The organism is Kingella sp. (in: b-proteobacteria) (genome assembly GCF_030527935.1).
Taxonomy (GTDB): Bacteria; Pseudomonadota; Gammaproteobacteria; order Burkholderiales; family Neisseriaceae; genus Kingella_B.
Window position 1 is genome coordinate 15,144 of sequence record NZ_JAUMZV010000024.1, and the last position, 17,381, is coordinate 32,524.

General features: G+C 55.3%; 15 protein-coding genes, 1 tRNA gene and 2 pseudogenes. 9 read left to right on the plus strand and 9 right to left on the minus strand.

The features are described 5' to 3' along the window. Nucleotides 1-329: 329 nt before the first annotated feature. The 3 genes from Q4A85_RS08625 to Q4A85_RS08635 all read right to left on the minus strand — a co-directional run bounded on the left by Q4A85_RS08625 (nt 330) and on the right by Q4A85_RS08635 (nt 3,436). Nucleotides 330-662, minus strand: coding sequence for a hypothetical protein (locus Q4A85_RS08625; protein WP_303109476.1), 333 nt, complete (start codon nt 660-662; stop codon nt 330-332). Between the two features lie 370 nt (nt 663-1,032). After that, the gene (locus tag Q4A85_RS08630; RefSeq protein WP_303109478.1) at nt 1,033-2,601 is read right to left on the minus strand and encodes an RNA-binding protein; all 1,569 of its coding nucleotides are present in this window, start codon (nt 2,599-2,601) and stop codon (nt 1,033-1,035) included. Nucleotides 2,602-3,291: 690 nt separating this feature from the next. After that, nucleotides 3,292-3,436, minus strand: a tRNA-OTHER gene (locus Q4A85_RS08635). Between the two features lie 348 nt (nt 3,437-3,784). Here Q4A85_RS08635 and rtcR point away from each other — a divergent pair. Both rtcR and Q4A85_RS08645 read left to right on the plus strand, forming a co-directional pair. Beyond that, nucleotides 3,785-5,389 carry an RNA repair transcriptional activator RtcR gene (rtcR, locus tag Q4A85_RS08640; protein ID WP_303109480.1) on the plus strand — a complete coding sequence of 535 codons (1,605 nt, stop codon included), beginning with the start codon at nt 3,785-3,787 and terminating at the stop codon, nt 5,387-5,389. 112 nt (nt 5,390-5,501) lie between these two features. Further along, entirely contained in the window at nt 5,502-6,161 is a 660-nt protein-coding gene (locus Q4A85_RS08645; RefSeq protein ID WP_303109482.1) for a metallophosphoesterase, read from the plus strand. A 128-nt stretch (nt 6,162-6,289) separates the two neighbouring features. On the opposite strand, the gene Q4A85_RS08650 is transcribed toward Q4A85_RS08645, so the two are convergent. The 5 genes and pseudogenes from Q4A85_RS08650 to recJ all read right to left on the minus strand — a co-directional run bounded on the left by Q4A85_RS08650 (nt 6,290) and on the right by recJ (nt 9,860). Further along, entirely contained in the window at nt 6,290-6,481 is a 192-nt protein-coding gene (locus Q4A85_RS08650; RefSeq protein ID WP_303109484.1) for an SEL1-like repeat protein, read from the minus strand. Between the two features lie 30 nt (nt 6,482-6,511). Continuing rightward, a pseudogene (locus tag Q4A85_RS13250) lies at nt 6,512-6,730 on the minus strand (hypothetical protein); the annotation flags it as partial. After that, a pseudogene (locus Q4A85_RS08660) lies at nt 6,670-7,555 on the minus strand (LysR family transcriptional regulator). The pseudogenes Q4A85_RS13250 and Q4A85_RS08660, both read right to left, overlap by 61 nt. Nucleotides 7,556-7,608: 53 nt before the next feature. Then, on the minus strand, nt 7,609-7,761 hold the full coding sequence (locus tag Q4A85_RS08665; protein ID WP_303109486.1) for a hypothetical protein: 153 nt from the start codon (nt 7,759-7,761) through the stop codon (nt 7,609-7,611). Between the two features lie 386 nt (nt 7,762-8,147). Next, nucleotides 8,148-9,860, minus strand: a complete 1,713-nt coding sequence (gene recJ, locus Q4A85_RS08670; RefSeq protein ID WP_303109488.1) for a single-stranded-DNA-specific exonuclease RecJ — start codon at nt 9,858-9,860, stop codon at nt 8,148-8,150. A 147-nt stretch (nt 9,861-10,007) separates the two neighbouring features. On the opposite strand from recJ, the gene galU reads away from it, so the two are divergent. The 7 genes from galU (at nt 10,008) to Q4A85_RS08705 (ending at nt 16,984) form a co-directional block, all read left to right on the plus strand. Then, nucleotides 10,008-10,898, plus strand: a complete 891-nt coding sequence (galU, locus tag Q4A85_RS08675; RefSeq protein WP_303109490.1) for a UTP--glucose-1-phosphate uridylyltransferase GalU — start codon at nt 10,008-10,010, stop codon at nt 10,896-10,898. 675 nt (nt 10,899-11,573) lie between these two features. Beyond that, on the plus strand, nt 11,574-12,278 hold the full coding sequence (gene ispD / locus Q4A85_RS08680) for a 2-C-methyl-D-erythritol 4-phosphate cytidylyltransferase (RefSeq protein ID WP_303109491.1): 705 nt from the start codon (nt 11,574-11,576) through the stop codon (nt 12,276-12,278). Between the two features lie 57 nt (nt 12,279-12,335). Next, complete coding sequence (locus Q4A85_RS08685) at nt 12,336-12,515, plus strand: hypothetical protein (protein WP_303109493.1); 180 nt, start codon at nt 12,336-12,338, stop codon at nt 12,513-12,515. 61 nt (nt 12,516-12,576) lie between these two features. Continuing rightward, entirely contained in the window at nt 12,577-12,915 is a 339-nt protein-coding gene (locus tag Q4A85_RS08690; protein WP_303109495.1) for a hypothetical protein, read from the plus strand. Between the two features lie 324 nt (nt 12,916-13,239). Further along, on the plus strand, nt 13,240-15,180 hold the full coding sequence (locus Q4A85_RS08695) for a MacB family efflux pump subunit (protein WP_303109497.1): 1,941 nt from the start codon (nt 13,240-13,242) through the stop codon (nt 15,178-15,180). A 339-nt stretch (nt 15,181-15,519) separates the two neighbouring features. Next, nucleotides 15,520-15,879, plus strand: coding sequence for a hypothetical protein (locus Q4A85_RS08700; protein ID WP_303109499.1), 360 nt, complete (start codon nt 15,520-15,522; stop codon nt 15,877-15,879). 178 nt (nt 15,880-16,057) lie between these two features. Next, nucleotides 16,058-16,984 (plus strand): 23S rRNA (adenine(2030)-N(6))-methyltransferase RlmJ, encoded by a 927-nt coding sequence (locus Q4A85_RS08705; protein ID WP_303109501.1) that lies wholly within the window; start codon nt 16,058-16,060, stop codon nt 16,982-16,984. Between the two features lie 34 nt (nt 16,985-17,018). Here the strand turns inward: Q4A85_RS08705 and Q4A85_RS08710 are convergent, their stop codons facing one another. Next, entirely contained in the window at nt 17,019-17,156 is a 138-nt protein-coding gene (locus tag Q4A85_RS08710; RefSeq protein WP_303109502.1) for a hypothetical protein, read from the minus strand. Nucleotides 17,157-17,381 lie beyond the last annotated feature (225 nt).

The following is a 17,381-nucleotide window of genomic DNA, read 5'->3' on the forward strand; positions in this document are numbered from 1 at the left end:
CGCCCGTGGTGGGCGAGCCAACGCCGTAGTAAAAGTTTGTTGCGCGACTAGGGTGGTTCTATCCGCCCCACCTGCTTTTACACAGACTACCTAGCTGTCGTAAACATTTTGGGTAGTGGCGCTCCCTTCTGTGCCAGCGCGCCCGTGTGGGATTGATTGCAAGATGTGTGCCAAGTGGTTTGTTTGTTGTTTAACTGCATGAAATGGTGTGAAAAATTGTTTTCAGGCTGCCTTGGGGTGGTTGGGGCAATGGGCTGGATATAGCTTGTAAGCTAGTTATACTAGCATAATAGGCAGCCTGAAAACGGATAACAGGGTCAAACTTGTTTTCAGGCTGCCTCCATTTCCACAATACAGCGCACGCTGCCTTGCCGCACAAAGGCGCGGCGGTTGTCGGCAAAGCGCAGCACGAGCAAGCCGTCCCAGCCGCCGAATGGATTGTCTTCGCTGCAGATTTGTCCAATGATGGCGACGTTGTTAAATATTTGCCCGTCCGACATTCTGACTTGGTAGCGCATATCAAGGCGGATGGTGATGTCGGCTTGCTCGGGCAGGACTTGGACGCGGAGACGTTCCAGCCGTTTTTGTTCGCGGTAGCCACTGATAAGGGCGTAAACAATGAGAAGCAGAAACGCGGTGGCGATGATGTGCCATAAAGTCATGGGGATTTCCTTTTGGGTATAGGCAGCCTGAAAACATTTTTAGATGCTGTTTTAGCTCCGCTGAAACTCGCTTCGCTCATTTTCAGGCTGCCTCGGTCTGTTGGATTTAGCCGTCGTTAAAAAACGGGTGGTGTTCTAAAAAGTAGACGGTACCGCTGTTCTCTCTCCCCCGCCAGCGGGAGAAGGGGCAGGTTGCAGAATGTCCAACCCGTGCTGTCTGCCGTCAGGGCTGTTTGCAACGAGCAGCCTGAAAACCACGTTTCCCGTTTTCAGGCTGCCTTAGTCTGCTGAATTAAAAAACAAAAACCGCAGGGCGAAACAGCATCCGTTTGCACCCTGCGGTTATTTTTATACTTCCGCGCCCACGGCTTCACAGCGGTACGGGCAGCGCAATCTGTTCAATCGCGTCCACCCAGCCGTCCGCGCCCATGCCGTGTTCGGCGAACGCGCCTATCAGGGCGAACACGCTGTCGTTGAAGCCGCCGATATTCAGAATATCGCTGCGGTTTTGCGCCTGCGCGGTGGTGTAGGGCTGGATGTCTAGGCAGGCCAGTTTGGCGCGCGGGCAGCGGCGTTTGAGCTTGTCCCATTCCTGCATCAGGCTGGTTTTGCTGTTCCATTGCTGCTCGCGGTCCGCCCAGCTTTCGTTATCCGACACCATCACCAGCAAGTCCACATCCGCTTTTTGGCGGTTCAGTTCTGCCAGCGGTGCGCTGCACGTTGTGCCACCGCCGCCGATGCGGGCGAGTTTTTCCGCATTGGTCATAATGCTGTCGCGCGGGTTAAGGCGGATATTGACCATGCGGGTTTCAAACGGCAGCACTTGCGCGTGCGGGTTGCTGCGCAGCATGGCGGCGGTGATTAGGGCGGCTACGTCAATGCAGCGGGTGCGGCTGGTTGCCGAGCCGCGATAGCCCGTAACGGGGCTGGACATTGAGCCCGACACATCGGGGCAGACCACCACATTGCCTTGAATGCTGGGCACGTTTTTCACCGCCAGCTCCATCGCGTCTTGCAGCGCATCGCGGATGGCGTGCGGCATTTCGTCCGATGCAGCCTGAAACGCGGTCAATAATTGATACGGCAGCACCCGCGCCCGTGCAATCGCTGCGGCATCGCGCAGTTTGTCGGCAACAAGGCGCACATTGGCTTGATTGGCAAACACGCCGTGCCGCTGGAAAGTGTTGAGATTTTGGCGCACCTGCTGCCACGAGCCGTTTGCCGCAATCTGCGCCCAAGCCGCCGCGTCCAAATCCAGCGCGGTCAGCATTTGGAACGGCACATCGGGCAGGCAGCCTGAACGGGTTTTTTTATACTGTTCAAACGCCTGCGTTATGGGCGGCAGCGCGTCCGCATCGTAAGGCTTGCCGATGAGCCATGCGAACCACGCGGCACGCCACGCTTCGCGCGGTTTCGGATGCACCATTTTCACCACGTCGGCCAGCGAAGGATTGTTGCCCACCGCCGCGTTCAAAAGCTGGCGTTCGCTTGCCGACAGCAGCCATTGCTGCACCAGTTTTTTCGGACGCGAGCCAAACGATTTGCGACCCGCCGCGCCGCTGCGCACAATCTGCGCGAAGTTGCGCAGCATTTTGCCGTTGTCCGCCACGCGGTCAAACACCCGCGCCAGCATGGCAACGTCTTTCTGCGCCAACACCGCCAACAGCAGCGCGGGCATATCTTTCATGTGTCCGTGTTCACGCGCGTATATCGCGGTTTTGGCGATAAATTCTGCATCCAAGCCGTTTGCCAACGTCAGCACCTGCGCCAACTGGTTTTCCGCTGTGGCGTAAAAAGTGCTGTTCAGGCAGCCTGTTGCCGCCAGTTGGGCAAGCTGCTGCTTAGGTGTTAAGGTGTACGCCAAGCCACCCGCTTTGTTGCGTGTGTCGGCGTTAAAGAGTTTTTGTTTGACGGATTGGAACAAGTTGGTATTAGCCATTTTTATTTCCTTTTTAATCAATATGAATTGGTTTGCGGTTTAGGCAGCCTGAAAACCGTTGAGGCAGCCTGAAATAAGGCGGCATGGCAGCAGCAAGGGGGTTGTAGAAATCAACATACTGTATTTTCAAAATTAAACTACGCTACGTTTTGGCAGCAGCGGCGGGGGTTGCACCCGCATCACAGTCTTGGAAAATGTAATTCCTACGGCATCTGCTGCGATGCCGAAAAGGTGGGCGACCAGAACAATAAGATGTCTCGCGTTTGGCAACGCGGCGGGGATTCGAACCCCGAGAACCGATGTAATCTTGTTCGCATTCGCCCGAAAGGGGCGGCGCATTAGGCAACAAGGTTTTGAAGAAATCTATTCATTGCTCTACCCAGCTGAGCTACTCTGCCAAACGGCGGCAGAGACGGGACTTGAACCCGCGACCCATGAGTTATTGGCTGTAATTCCTTCGGCATTTGCCTGTTGCGCCATAAAAGGTGGGCGACCAAATCGGCTGGTTGTTTTGCTTGAGCTATGGCGTTGGCACGCCATCGGGATTTGAACCCGAGACCTACGGCATCAGCCGTTGCTCTATCCTGTAAACCAACCCGCATTCGCCCGAAAAGGGCGGCACAACCAGCAGCAAGAAATGAAGAAATTATGTACCGCGCGCTAACCGACTGCGCCACGCTGCCATTGATTTAGCAGCGGCAGGATTCGAACCTGCGACCTCGGGCACCCTATGCTGTAATTCCTTCGGCATCTGCCAGCTATGCCATTAAAAGGGCGCACGTTGCAACAAGAGATGAAGAAATAATCGTGCTCTACCTAACTGAGCTACTCTGCCATTGATGCGGCAGAGACGGGACTCGAACCCGCGACCACGAGCGTGATAGGCTGTAATTCCTTCGGCATTTGCATCGTGCTTGTGGGGTATATTGCAAACAACGTGCCAGCGATGCCAAAACAGCGCAAAATAATTTGTAATAACACGAGAACAAAGAGAATATATTTTTGAAACCTGTTTTCAGGCTGCCTGAATAATCCATAAAAAACTAGCCAGCAAGCTAGCGAAATAGCTTATAATCTTGCGCGTAAATTCCTGCGCTTCCATTTTCAGGCTGCCTATTGCGCAAGAATGAAATAGTGCCATGCCCATAAAGGCAGCCTGAAAACCTCAAAAAGGACAACCATCATGCCCAAAACCCAAGTTGCTATTTCCTTTCTCGGTACGGTGCTAGACAACGGCTTCGGGTCAGCGCGTTGGCAAAAATGGCGACCCAACATCGCCCTGCACCAACGCGCCGACATCGGCTTCAACCGCATGGAGCTGTTTTACAGCGAAAAATATCGCCCGCTTGCCGAGCGCGTGCGCGACGATATTCACGCGCTGCGCCCCAACACGCAAGTTAATCTCATCAACATGGAGCTGGCGAATCCGTGGGATTTCAGCGAAGTCTATACCAAGCTGCACGACTGGGCGGCATCCTATCCCTTTGATACCGAAGCCGAAAATTATTACACCCACATCACCACGGGCACGCACGTTGCCCAAATTTGCCTGTTTTTGCTGGTGGAAAGCCGCCAAATTCCCAGCGTGTTGCTGCAAACCGCGCCGCCGAAAAAGCAAAGGCGCAGCATGGAGCAAGGCGATGTGGGCGGCTTGGATGTGATAGACCTAGATTTGGCGCGGTATGACGTGTTGGCGGAGCGGCTCGCCGCCGTGCGCGATGATGCGGTGCGCTATCTGAAAAGCGGTATTGCCACGAAAAATCAATCGTTTAACAATATGATTGCTGAGATTGAGCAAGTGGCACTCAATTCGCCGTCGCCCATTTTGTTAAGCGGGGCAACGGGCGCGGGCAAATCCATGCTGGCGCGGCGCATTTACGAGCTCAAAAAAGCCCGACACTTGATTACAGGGTCGTTTGTGGACGTAAACTGCGCCACCTTGCGCGGCGATGGCGCGGCATCGGCGTTGTTTGGGCACAAAAAAGGCGCGTTTACAGGCGCGGCGGAGAAGCGCGATGGCTGGCTGAAAACCGCCGATAAAGGCGTGTTGTTTTTAGACGAAATTGGTGAATTGGGCTTGGATGAACAAGCCATGCTGCTCAAAGCCATTGAAGAGAAACAGTTTTACCCCGTGGGCAGCGACAGCGAAGTGAAAAGCAATTTTCAGCTCATTGCTGGCACCAACCGTGATTTGCGCCGCGAAGTGCAAGCGGGGCGGTTTCGTGAAGATTTGTTCGCCCGCATCAACATTTGGCATTACACGCTGCCCGCGCTCGCCGACCGCCGCGAAGACATCGCGCCCAATATTGAGCATCAGCTCGCTCTTGCCGCGCAGGAGTTGGGACGCGCCACGCGCTTTAACAAAGAAGCCTACGCGCTGTATTTGGACTTTGCCCTGTCGCGCCAATCGCTGTGGCGCGGTAATTTCCGCGATTTAGCCGCCAGCATCATGCGCTTGGCAACGCTTGCGCCACAGGGCAGAATTTCCACCGATTTGGTGCGTGCCGAAATTGCCCGTTTGCAATATCTGTGGGCGGAAGATGTTGAAAATTCAGATAAATCCGTTTTCAGGCTGCCTGAACACATCCGCCGCGAAGACTGGGATTTGTTTGATTTGCAACAGCTAGAAAACGTGCTTGCCATCTGTCGCCAAAGCAAAAGCATGGCGGAAGCAGGGCGCGCGCTGTTTAATGTCTCGCGCAACAGCCGCAGCACGCCCAACGACAGCGACAGGCTGCGCAAATATTTGGCGCGATTTGGTTTAACGTGGGCGGATGCGGTGGCGTGAGCCCAAGGCAGCCTGAAAACCGCCAGCCCATCGCCCGCCACGTTAAACTTTGTTGACAAAAACACGGCAGCTCGTTTTCAGGCTGCCTTAACCCCACCCCGAAAGCCCCACCATGCCACAAATCTATTTCACATCCGACCTACATTTCTCGCACAAAAACATCGCCAAATTTTGCCCACAATTTCGCCCCGCCGCGCCCACGCTGGAAGAGCTGGACGAATACATGATTGCCCGCTGGAACGAAACCGTGCAGCCCGAAGACACCGTTTACAACCTTGGCGACGTTTCCTTTGCCCACGACCTGAAAAAAATAGAAGCCATTTTGCGCCGTCTCAACGGGCAGCATCACCTGATACTCGGCAACCACGACGACCTGATTAGCCGCAACAAAAAACGCTTCATCGACACGCCCAAAGCAGACGGCAACCCCATGCTGTCGTCCATCCGCAGCTATCAAAAAATCAAGCTACCCGAAATCAACAACGCCTTGATTTTGTTTCACTATCCCATCAACGAATGGGACGGCTGCCACAAAGGCTGGTATCACCTATACGGGCATTTGCACGACCGCGTTGCACCCATGCAAGGACGCGCCCTGAATGTCGGCTGGGATTTGCACGGACGCTTGCTCACGCCGCAAGACATTGACGACTATCTGCGCGCGCTCCCCATCATTCAACGCTTTGACGACCGCGCCAACACCATCGCAGGCAGCGATGTAAACGATGCCGCCGCGCAAATCCGCGCCAAACTGGCGGGGTTCAACGCATAAGGCAGCCTGAAAACGCTGCCAATCCCCGCAACCAATGGTGCGTGGCGGCTCGCCGACATCCTGTTCACAAGCGCACGCCTGTTCAGTTTCAACGCGCCATTGGGCAATCATCTCTCGCTGTTCCGTTTTCAGGCTGCCTTTTTATGCGCTCTATTTGATTTGGCGTTTTGCGGGGTGTTTAAACGAAGCATTTCGGCACGGGCTTGGCGGCTGATGGTTTCATCGCCTGCGGCGATGGCTTGGGTGTACCAACTGGCTGCGGTGGCAAGGTTGGCGGTTACGCCCAAGCCGTTGGCGTACATTTTGCTCAAGGCGAGCATGGCGGGGGCGGAGATGGGGTCGCCACGCGCGGCGGAGAGCCGATACCCATGCAGGGCTTGGACGTAGTCTTGCGTTGTGCCGATGCCGGGTTGGTAGAGATAGCCGAGCCAGTATTGCGATGTGATGTCGCCTTGGTTGGCGGCAGCCTGAAATTGGGCGAAGCGAAAACAGCATCGCCAATACGTTTTCAGGCTGCCATTTGCGCGCTCATAAAGTCTATAAGGCTGCGCACTTTGGCTTTCATGTATTGGCGATTAACGTAAACGGCGTAGAACGATGGGTTGTTCATCGGGCATTCGGGCAGCAGGCGGATGAGTTTGCCTGTGGTGATGTCGTCGTCGGCGAGCCATGCGGGCATATAGCCGATGCCAACGTGGGCACGGATGAGCGCGGCGACCATTTGGGTGTGGTTGCTGCGCATTTTGCTGCCTTGAAAGGCGAGTGTGGTGGGCTTGCCTTGGTATTCGGTGGTCATGTTGGATAAATCTACATTAGGTGGGCAGGATGGCTTGGTGTTGGGCTAGGTCTTTTGGGGTGTGGGGTGTGCCGTGTTGGGCGAGATAGGTGGGGGTGGCGACAAGGTAGAAGGGGATGTTGCCGAGCCGTTTGGCGATGATGTTTTCGGCCAGGCTGTCGGATAGGCGCAGGGCAAGGTCTTCGCCGTTGCTGTTTAAATCTACATGGCGGTTGGATAGGGTGAGTTCTACTTCTACATCGGGATAGCGGGCTTGGTAGGCGGCGAGCATGCGGGCGAATTTGTCGCAGGCGAACCAGACGGGGGCGGCGATGCGCAGCGTGCCTTGGGGGTGGTCTGCGCCTGCGCTGGCGGTTTCGGCGGCTTGGGCGAGCAGTTCTAACGCGCTTTGGCAGTCGCGGTAGTAGGCATCGCCTTGGTCGGTGAGTTTCAGGCTGCGGTTGTTGCGATAAAGGAGCTGTGCACCGATGGTTTTTTCTAGGTGGGAGACGTGTTTGCTTGCCATGGGGATAGAGATGTCTAGAAGGTCGGCGGCGCGAGTGAAGCTGCCGCTTTGTACGACTTGGCAAAAGACTTTCATGCTGAGTAGGGTGTCCATGGTGGGGCTTTCTGTGGAGTTTGGGGGATTTCAGGCTGCCTTTTGGGGTGGGGTTATGGCATGGGTAAAAGGCAGCCTGAAAATGGGTAGGTTAAACGTATGGGCAAGCAGTAGGGTGGTGGCGGTTTGCTGATGGCGTGGCGATGTTGGTTGGCAATCACGTTGCGCTTGTTGGCAACCGTGTCGGCGAGCCGCCTACGCTCCATTTAGGCAGCCTGAAATCGTGTGAGAAATGGTGGACGCTACACGGGGTGCAGGGGTAGCGGGGCTATTTATATTTGGTATTGCGGCGGCTTTTGCGCCATAAAACAGCCTCTGCTGCGTTGTCAATCCTCGCAAGGTGTTCAACCTTGCTGCGGTTTGCGCCTTGCATAGTCTGCTTTCTGGCACAAAATCCATCTCGCAAACCCAATATAAACAGCCCCTTCCCCTGCTCGTGGTAGGCGGCGAAACGCCTGCTCTGGCAAAAGATTGGTCTATTCAAAGGCAGCCTGAAAGTGGGAAAGAATAGGGCGGGGGTGGCTTGCCAAAATGTTGCTATTGTGGGCAAGCGAGCCGCCCACCCACCCTACGTCTATCTATTTCAGGCTGCCTACGCCGCTTCCCAATAATCCACATAAAGCTGCAATTCGGTATTGCCGCGCCATTCGTTTACTGTGGGGCGGTACACCACGCGGATGTCGCGCGGCAGGGTGTCTTCGCATCGCCAAAACATGGCTTCAAATTCTTGCCCTTCTTTGGCGAGCCATGCTTTGGTGTGTTTTTTGTCTGCGCCCATGCTTTGCTGGCGGATAACTTGAAACGTGTCGGCGAAGCTGGGCGGTGGGAAGCCTTGCCCCCAAATTTGCGCGTTGATGAGCTGGGCGTTGGCTAGGGTGATGTCGCTGGCTTTCAGGCTGCCATCGGTTAGGTAGGTTTGCGAGAGTGTGTCTTCGTTGACTTGGCTGCGCACGATGTCTTCAAACAATTCGCCAAAGGTTTTCAGGCTGCCTTGGCGCAGCGTGAGCCCTGCTGCCATGGCGTGTCCGCCAAATTTGATGATGATGCCGGGGGCGCGTTTGGAGATGGCATCCAGCACGTCGCGCAGATGCACGCCTGCGATGCTGCGCCCCGAGCCGCGATAGTTGCCGCCGTCGTCGGGGGCGAACACAAACACGGGACGGTAAAATTTTTCTTTCAAACGGCTGGCAACAATGCCCACCACGCCTTGATGAAAGCTGTCGCGGTACATGCACAGCGTGGTTTGCTCGCGGGGCAACGCGCTGGGGCATTCGGCGAGAATGTCGGTGAGCATTTCTTGTTCAATTTCTTGGCGCGTTTGGTTGAGTTCGTTGAGTTCGCTGGCCATGTTTTCGGCTTCGTTCAGGCTGCCTGAAAGCAGGCAGGCGATGCCGATGGACATATCGTCCAGCCGTCCTGCGGCGTTGATGCGCGGGGCGATTTTGTAGCCAAAGTCAAACGGCTGCGCTTTTTGCGCGCTGCATCGGGCGGTTTGGAATAGGGCGCGGATGCCGTGGCTCATTTTGCCTGCGCGGATGCGTTTTAAGCCTTGCGATACGAGAATGCGGTTGTTGTGGTCCAGCGGCACGACATCGGCGACTGTGCCGAGTGCCACAAGGTCTAATAATTCGTCTAATTTGGGCTCGGCGATGGCAGGGCAGCCTGAAAAGTAATCCCGCGTGCGCAATTCGGCACGCAGCGCAATCAACACATAAAAAATCACGCCCACGCCTGCCATGCTTTTGCTGGGAAAGGCGCAGCCGCGCTGGTTGGGGTTCACAATAATGCAATCGGGAATCACGCTGCCTGCGATGTGGTGGTCGGTAACGATAACGTCCAACCCCAGCGATTGGGCGCGGGCCACGCCTTCTGCGCTGCTGATGCCGTTGTCCACGGTAACGATTAAATCTGCGCCTTTGGCGTGGGCGATATTCGCCAGCTCGGGGGTAAGCCCGTAGCCGTGTTCAAAGCGGTTGGGCACAAAAAAATCTACCGCCGCGCCCATGCTCGCCAGCCCTTTTATAGCAACGCTGCACGCGGTTGCGCCGTCGGCATCGTAGTCGGCAATAATCAGGATTTTTTGCTGCGATTGGATGGCATCGGCTAGGCGGCTGGCGGCGGCAGTGCAGTTGGTGAGCTGGGTGTAGGGGATAAGCTGTTTCAGGCTGTCGTTGAGTTCGCTGCTGTCGGCAACGTTGCGCGCAGCGTAAAGCTGGGCGATGAGCGGGTTTGCGCCTGCGGCTTGCAGGGCGGATTGAAGCTGGGGATTGATGGGACGGGTGGCGATGCGTTTGGTGTGGGACATGGTGGGCAATCAAAAAGAAGCAGCCGTTTTCAGATTTCAGGCTGCCTGAAAGGGGGAGAATAATCGTTGACGTTATTTTACCTGACAGCACCAAGGCGTGTCGCTATAATTGCCCGCGTTATTTTGTGTAAAGACAAAGGAGTAAACATGGCTACTACACCCTTCCCCCGCATTCGCAAAGTGGTTTTCCCCGTGGCAGGCATGGGCACACGCTTTTTGCCCGCCACCAAAGCCAATCCCAAAGAAATGCTGCCGATTGTGGACAAACCGTTGATTCAATACGCTGTGGAAGAAGCGATTGAAGCAGGCTGCGATGAGATTATTTTTGTAACAGGGCGCAGCAAACGCAGCATAGAAGACCATTTTGACAAAGCCTACGAGCTGGAAACCGAACTCGCCCTGCGCGATAAAATGGCATTATTAACCCAAGTGCAAAACATTTTGCCCGCCAACGTGAGCTGCTTCTACACGCGCCAAGCCGAAGCCTTGGGGCTGGGACACGCCGTGTTGTGCGCCCTGCCTGCGGTGGGCAATGAGCCATTTGCCGTGATTTTGGCGGATGATTTGATTGATGCACCGCGCGGCGCGATTGCGCAAATGATTGATGTGTACAACCAAACAGGCAGCAGCGTCATCGGCGTGCAAACGATTGACCATTCGCAAACCCAATCCTACGGCATGGTGGAAACCAACGCATGGCAGCAATACCAACGCATTCACAGCATTGTAGAAAAACCCAAGCCCGAACACACCGAGTCCAACCTGGCCGTGGTGGGGCGATATGTGCTGACCCCGCGCATTTTCCAACTGCTGCAAACCATTGGACGCGGTGCAGGCGGCGAAATCCAGCTTACCGATGCCATCGCCAAGCTGGTGGAATACGAACCCGTGCTCGCCCATGCCTTTGACGGCAAACGCTACGACTGCGGCAGCAAAATCGGCTATCTGGAAGCCACGCTGGCGTATGGCTTGAAACACCCCGAAACAGGCGCGGCGTTTAAAGAACTGCTGCAACGCTATGCGGCGGAAAATGCCTAAAACGCCTAGCCCAATGGCGACTTAACGCGGCATTCCTGAATGCCCGCCCAGAGAGAATAGGCAGCCTGAGAATGAGTTTTGCCATGCGGTTTTGGCTTCACCGAAACGCGCTGCGCTCATTTCCAGGCTGTCTTTGAATTAAAACTAATCGAATTAAAACTAATCTTTTGCCAGAGCAGGCGTTTCGCCGCCTACCACGAGCAGGGGCAAGCCCCTGCACCCCGCGCAGCAGCAACCATTTATTGCATGATTTCAGGCTGAAACCTTTGCAAAACCTGTAACCGATGGAGCGTCGGCGGCTCGCCGACATCTTGGCAAATCATAATGCGCTGTTTAATAAATGTTGGCGACGAGCCGTCGCCGCTCCATTTTAGAACCTGTATTCACTATTTCCATAGGCAGATTTTATGAAATAAAAGCGCGGATACAAGGCAAAAAGCGCAGTAAGGTTGGACACCTTGCGAGCATTTTTAACGCAGTAGCCACGTTTTTAGGGCATAAAAGATGTCTATGGAAATAGTGAATACAGGTTCTTAGGTTTCAGGCTGTCATTGGTGGTTTTGCAAAGGTTTCAGGCTGCTTACGGGCAAAGCAAACAAACGCAACCCAAAACCACAAACCCCACCGCCCCCATTAAGGCAGCCTGAAAACACCCCCCCACCCGAAAGCCCACCCATGCCCCACATCGCCCTAATCCCCGCCGCAGGCATCGGCAGCCGCTACGGCGCAGCCCAGCCCAAACAATACGCCCCCCTGCTCGGCATCCCCATGCTGCAACACACGCTCAACCTATTCGCCGCCAACCCCCGCATCGCCCACATCGCCATCATCATCTCCCCAGCCGACCCATGGTTCGCCCACACCATCACCCTACCGCCCCATGCCAGCGTTCACCCACAAGGCGGCGACACCCGCGCCCAAAGCATTGCCAACGGCATCGCCCACCTGCTCGCCCAACACATCATCCAACCCAGCGACACCCTACTCGTACACGATGCCGCCCGCTGCTGCCTGCCCCAAAGCGCACTCAACCGCCTGCTGGATGCCCTAGACACCCACCCCCACGCCCAACAACACGGCGCACTGCTCGCCATCCCCGTCGCCGACACCCTAAAACGCCAAGCCGCCCACCACCCCCACAGCGCACACACACTCCCACGAGACGGCATCTGGCAAGCCCAAACCCCACAAGCCTTTCAGGCAGCCCTACTGCACCGCGCCTTAAGCCAAAGCAACCTGGCCCAAATCACCGACGACGCATCCGCCGTAGAACAACTCGGCTTGCAACCCCTGCTGGTAACAGGCGACAGCCGCAACATCAAACTAACCCGCCCCGACGATGCCCCCCTTGCCGAATATTTCCTGCAACAGGCAGCCTGAAAACAGGTAATTGCCTTTTCAGGCTGCCCCAGCCTTTCGCGCAACAGCAAACAGAACATGGCGTATCGCCGCCATACCCACTCTTACCCTTGCCGTAGCGCAAACATTTCAGGCTGCCTTCAGGCATCGCAAAGGCAGCCTGAAAAGCACAAACGGTTTTTCAGGCCGCCACAAATGGAGCGGCGACGGCTCGTCGCCATAAAGCCCCCGCCTTTCACCAACTTTACGCAATCATAACAAACCCCCCGCGCAAAAAAATTTACAATACCGCCCTTTTAACCCCCGCGCAAAACACACCATGAAACCCATATTCGCCACGCTCACCATCATCCTGCTCGCCGCCTGCGCCAACGGTTCAGGCAGCCTGAACAGCCCCCAAACCACCGCCCAGCGCATAGAAGTCTATCGCAGCGACAATTCCACCCAATGCCACGGCGGCGGCATCAGCCCCGAAGCGATGCAAAGCGAACTGGGCGCAATTCCCGTATTCGCCGCCCGCAAAGACCAACTGCGCGGCGTAGCGTTCCCCTCCGTATGCGGCGGCGCAACAGGCAGCATCAACGTGTACACCATCTCGCAAGACAACCAAGCCGCCGCCGAAAAACTGGGCTTTCGCGTGTTCCAAGCGCAAGAATAACGGTAGGCAGCCTGAAATCTTTGCAAAACCTAAAACGAAACAAGAAATGGTCAATTCTCCGTCATTCCCGCGTAGGCGGGAATCTTGGTGAAATTTTTGCAATGTAGTGTTTTTACATGAGTTTCTTAATATCAAACAAGATTCCCGCCTACGCGGGAATGACGGCATTTCTTACTTTCAGGCTGCTGTTAGGGTTTTGCAAAGGTTTCAGCCTGAAAACCAATTTGAGCTTTCAGGCTGCCTTTAAACGTATCACAAATTGATTTTCAGGCTGCCCAATCCCAGCAGGCAGCCTGAAACCCCAAAAAACCCAAAAGGTCAAATATGTCGCTCATAGAATGCACCAACATCAACCGCTATTTTGGCGAAGGCGAGAACCGCGTCCACGTTCTCAAAAACATCAATCTCTCCATCAAAAAAGGCGATTTTGTCGCCATCATCGGGCAATCAGGCTCGGGCAAATCCACGCTGATGAACATTCTTGGGCTGCTGGACACGCCCACCGAAGGCACATACAGCATCGCAGGCGTGGAAACGTCCAAAATGAGCGCGGACGAACTCGCCGCCATGCGCCGCAAACGCTTCGGCTTTATTTTCCAACGTTACAACCTGCTCAGCTCGCTCACCGCGCGGGATAACGTAGCCCTGCCATCGGTGTATGCAGGGTTGGATTACGCCGAGCGCAGCCAACGCGCCGATATGCTGTTAGACAAACTCGGGCTGCAAGGCAAAGAAAAAAACAAACCCAGCGAGCTATCAGGCGGGCAACAGCAGCGCGTCTCCATCGCCCGCGCCCTGATGAACGGCGGCGAAATCATCTTCGCCGATGAGCCCACAGGCGCGCTGGATTCGCACAGCGGCGAAAACGTGATGGAAATTATCCACCAGCTCTACAACGACGGGCACACCATCATCATGGTAACGCACGACCCCAAAATCGCCGCCCAAGCCAATCGCGTGGTAGAAATCCGCGATGGCGAAATCATCTCCGACACCAGCAAAACCAGCGAAATCCCGCCCAGCGAAGTGGAAGCGATTGCCGAAAAACGCGGCTGGTCGTTCTACAAAGACCAATTCCAAGAAGCCTGCAAAATGTCGGTGCAAGCCATTGTGGCGCACAAAATGCGCTCGCTGTTGACCATGCTCGGCATCATCATCGGCATCGCCGCGGTGGTGTCGGTGGTGGCGTTGGGCAACGGCACGCAGGAAAAAATCCTGAAAGACATCAGCTCTATGGGCACAAATATGATTAGCATCTTCCCCGGTAAAGGCTTTGGCGACCGCCGCTCGGGCAAAGTGAAAACGCTCACCATTGCCGACAGCAAAGCGATTGCAGGGTTGAGCTATGTGGAAAGCACCACCCCAGGCAGTTACAGCAGCGGCACATTAACCTACAAAAACATTGACTTAACCGCCAGCGTGGCAGGCGTTGGCGAGCAATATTTTGACGTACGCGGGGAAAAAATCGGGCAGGGGCGATTGTTTAACGCGGAAGACGTGAAAGACAACGCGCAAGTGGTGGTGATTGATGAAAACACGCAGAAAAAGCTGTTTCCCAATGGCGAAAACCCGCTGGGCAAAGTGGTGCTGCTGAAAAAACGCCCGCTCACCGTCATCGGCGTGTTGAAAAAAGACGACAACCAATTTGAAGCCCCGTCCGACAGCTTGCAGATTTACACGCCCTACACCACGCTGATGAGCCAAATCAGCGGCAATAAATACATCAGCAATATCACGGTGAAAATTAAGCCCGATGTGGACACGCAAACGGCAGAAAAAGGCATCACCGAGCTGTTGCGCGCGCGGCATGGCACGGAAGATTTCTTTACGCAAAACAGCGACAGCATCAAGAAAATGGTGGAAAAAACCACCGGCACGATGACGCTGCTGATTTCGTCTATCGCCGTGATTTCGCTGGTGGTGGGCGGCATTGGCGTGATGAACATCATGCTGGTATCCGTTACCGAGCGTACCAAAGAAATCGGCGTGCGCATGGCGATTGGGGCGCGGCAGGTGAATATTTTGCAGCAGTTTTTGATTGAAGCGATTTTGCTGTGCCTGATTGGCGGCATGATGGGCGTGCTGATTTCGTTTGGCTTGGCTTCGCTGTTTAACAGCGTGGTAACCGATTTTGCGATGTCGTTTTCCACTGCGTCTATTATCGGCGCGGTGCTGTGCTCCACCATTATCGGCGTGCTGTTTGGCTATATGCCTGCAAAGAATGCGTCCAAGCTCAACCCGATTGATGCGCTGGCGCATGATTGATTAAGGTGGCGATGGTTAGGCAGCCTGAAAAGCGATTTTGCGTTTTCAGGCTGCCTTTATGCTGGTAGCAATGGTTGATGCTGCACGGGGTGCAGGGGCTTGCACCTGCTCGTGGCAGGCGGCGAAACGCCTGCTCTGGCAAAAGATGGGCAATAGGCAGCCTGAAACGGAAATAATGCGTTTCAGGCTGCCTTTGGCTGTAAACAAAGCAAATAAATTAAGGCAGCCTGCGAAACTAAAACTACCCCACCCCAATGCTAACAAACGTAAATTGCCTTGCGAACGTCGCCCGCCCGCTTTTACGATGCGCCCTTTTTCAACCGCCCAGAAAGGCAAACCATGAACAAAACCCATCTACTCGCCGCCGTGTTAGCCGCAGGCTTGATTGGCATCGCATCCGCCCAAGGCGGCGTGCCAAGCGAAATTTATCAACCGCGCGGCGCGCAAGTGGTTAAAGCCGACCACCAAGGCGATGGCGAATACGAAGTAGAATTTCGCTTGCGCGGCAACGATGTGCGCGGTTTAGCCAAGCAAGCCATCAGCCACGCGCAACGCCAAGGCTTCCGCGTGGTGGAATCCGACATTGAGCGCGACGATGCCGATTTAAAATTTGAACGCCGTGAGCAAGAAATGGACGTAAGCATTGAATACAAAGGCAACGGACGCATTGAATACAAAGTGGATTTAGAGCGCCACTAATCGCCCGCCATGCAAAGGCAGCCTGAAAACATTTTTAGCGGCACGTTTTAGCTTCGCTGAAACTCGCTGCACTCGTTTTCAGGCAGCCTTTTGTTCATCAACACAACCACCCCTTTGACCCGCCCGCCCCACCGCTGCTATATTCCGCCGCCACACCCCGCCGTTCCAAAGGAAACCCATGCTCAGCTACCGCCACGCCTACCACGCAGGCAACCACGCCGATGTGCTCAAACACTTCACGCTCTACGCCGTACTCAATTACTACAACCAAAAAGACAAACCCTATTGGTACATAGACACCCACGCAGGCGCAGGCTTATACGATTTGCGCGGCGATGAAGCCAACAAAGTGGGCGAATATCAACAAGGTATCGCACGGCTGTGGGCCGCTTTCAGGCAGCCTGAAAACCATCATGCCGCCACCCCAAAGCAGCCTGAAAACGCCAGCCCATCCACCACGCTCGCCGCCTTTGCCCACTTCGCGCAAAACTTTGCCCCATCGTTTGCCGCGCAGCACGAAAGCCACGCCCCCGCCCAACTCTACGCAGGCTCGCCGCTGTGGGCAGCCCAACTGCTGCGCGAAACCGACAAACTGCGCCTGTTTGAACTGCATCCTGCCGATTTCGCGCTGCTGCAAGACAACATCTGCGCGCTGCGCCTAGGCAAACGCGCCATTGCCAAACAAGAAGATGGCTTCGCAGGGCTGATTAGCCTGCTGCCGCCCGCCACCCGCCGCGCCGTAGTGTTCATCGACCCGCCGTATGAGCTCAAACCCGACTACGCCCAAGTCGTCCACACCCTGCGCGAAGCCATCAAACGCTTCGCCCAAGGCTGCTACATGGTGTGGTATCCCTGTTTAAGCCGCGAAGAAAGCTGCAGCCTGCCCGCCAAACTCGCCAAGCTGCTGCCCGATAACCACATCCGCGCCGAGCTGCACGTCCACGCCCCCCGCGCCGATGGCTTTGGGATGCACGGCAGCGGAATGTTTATTTTCAACCCGCCCTATGTTTTGCAAAACATATTGCGCGAAACCCTGCCCGAAATGGTGCGGCTGCTGGCGCAAGATGGCGGCGCGAAGTTTATCTTGGAGGGCAAGATACGGTAGGCAGCCTGAAACGCCAAATGGTAGGGTGGGTAATTTATTTGCCCACCAAAACGTTAAAGCTATCCACCATGGTGGGTAAACGAGTTGCCCACTCTACACACCCATTCAACCAGCGTGTAGGGTGTGCGCCGTAGGCACGCACGCGGAAACTGATAAACCGCGTGCGTGGCAAAGCCACACATCCTACTCGCGCTGTAACCGATGGAGCGTTAGCGGCTCGCCGACATCTTGGCAAATCAGTAACGCGATGGTTAATAAATGTTGGTGGTGAGCCCGCTCCATTTTAGGTTTCAGGCTGCTGTTAGGGATTTTGCAAAGGTTTCAGGCTGCCTTTGGCATTTTATAAGGGGCTGTCCTAGATAACTCAGGAAATTCACATTAAGTTAGAATTTCCCCT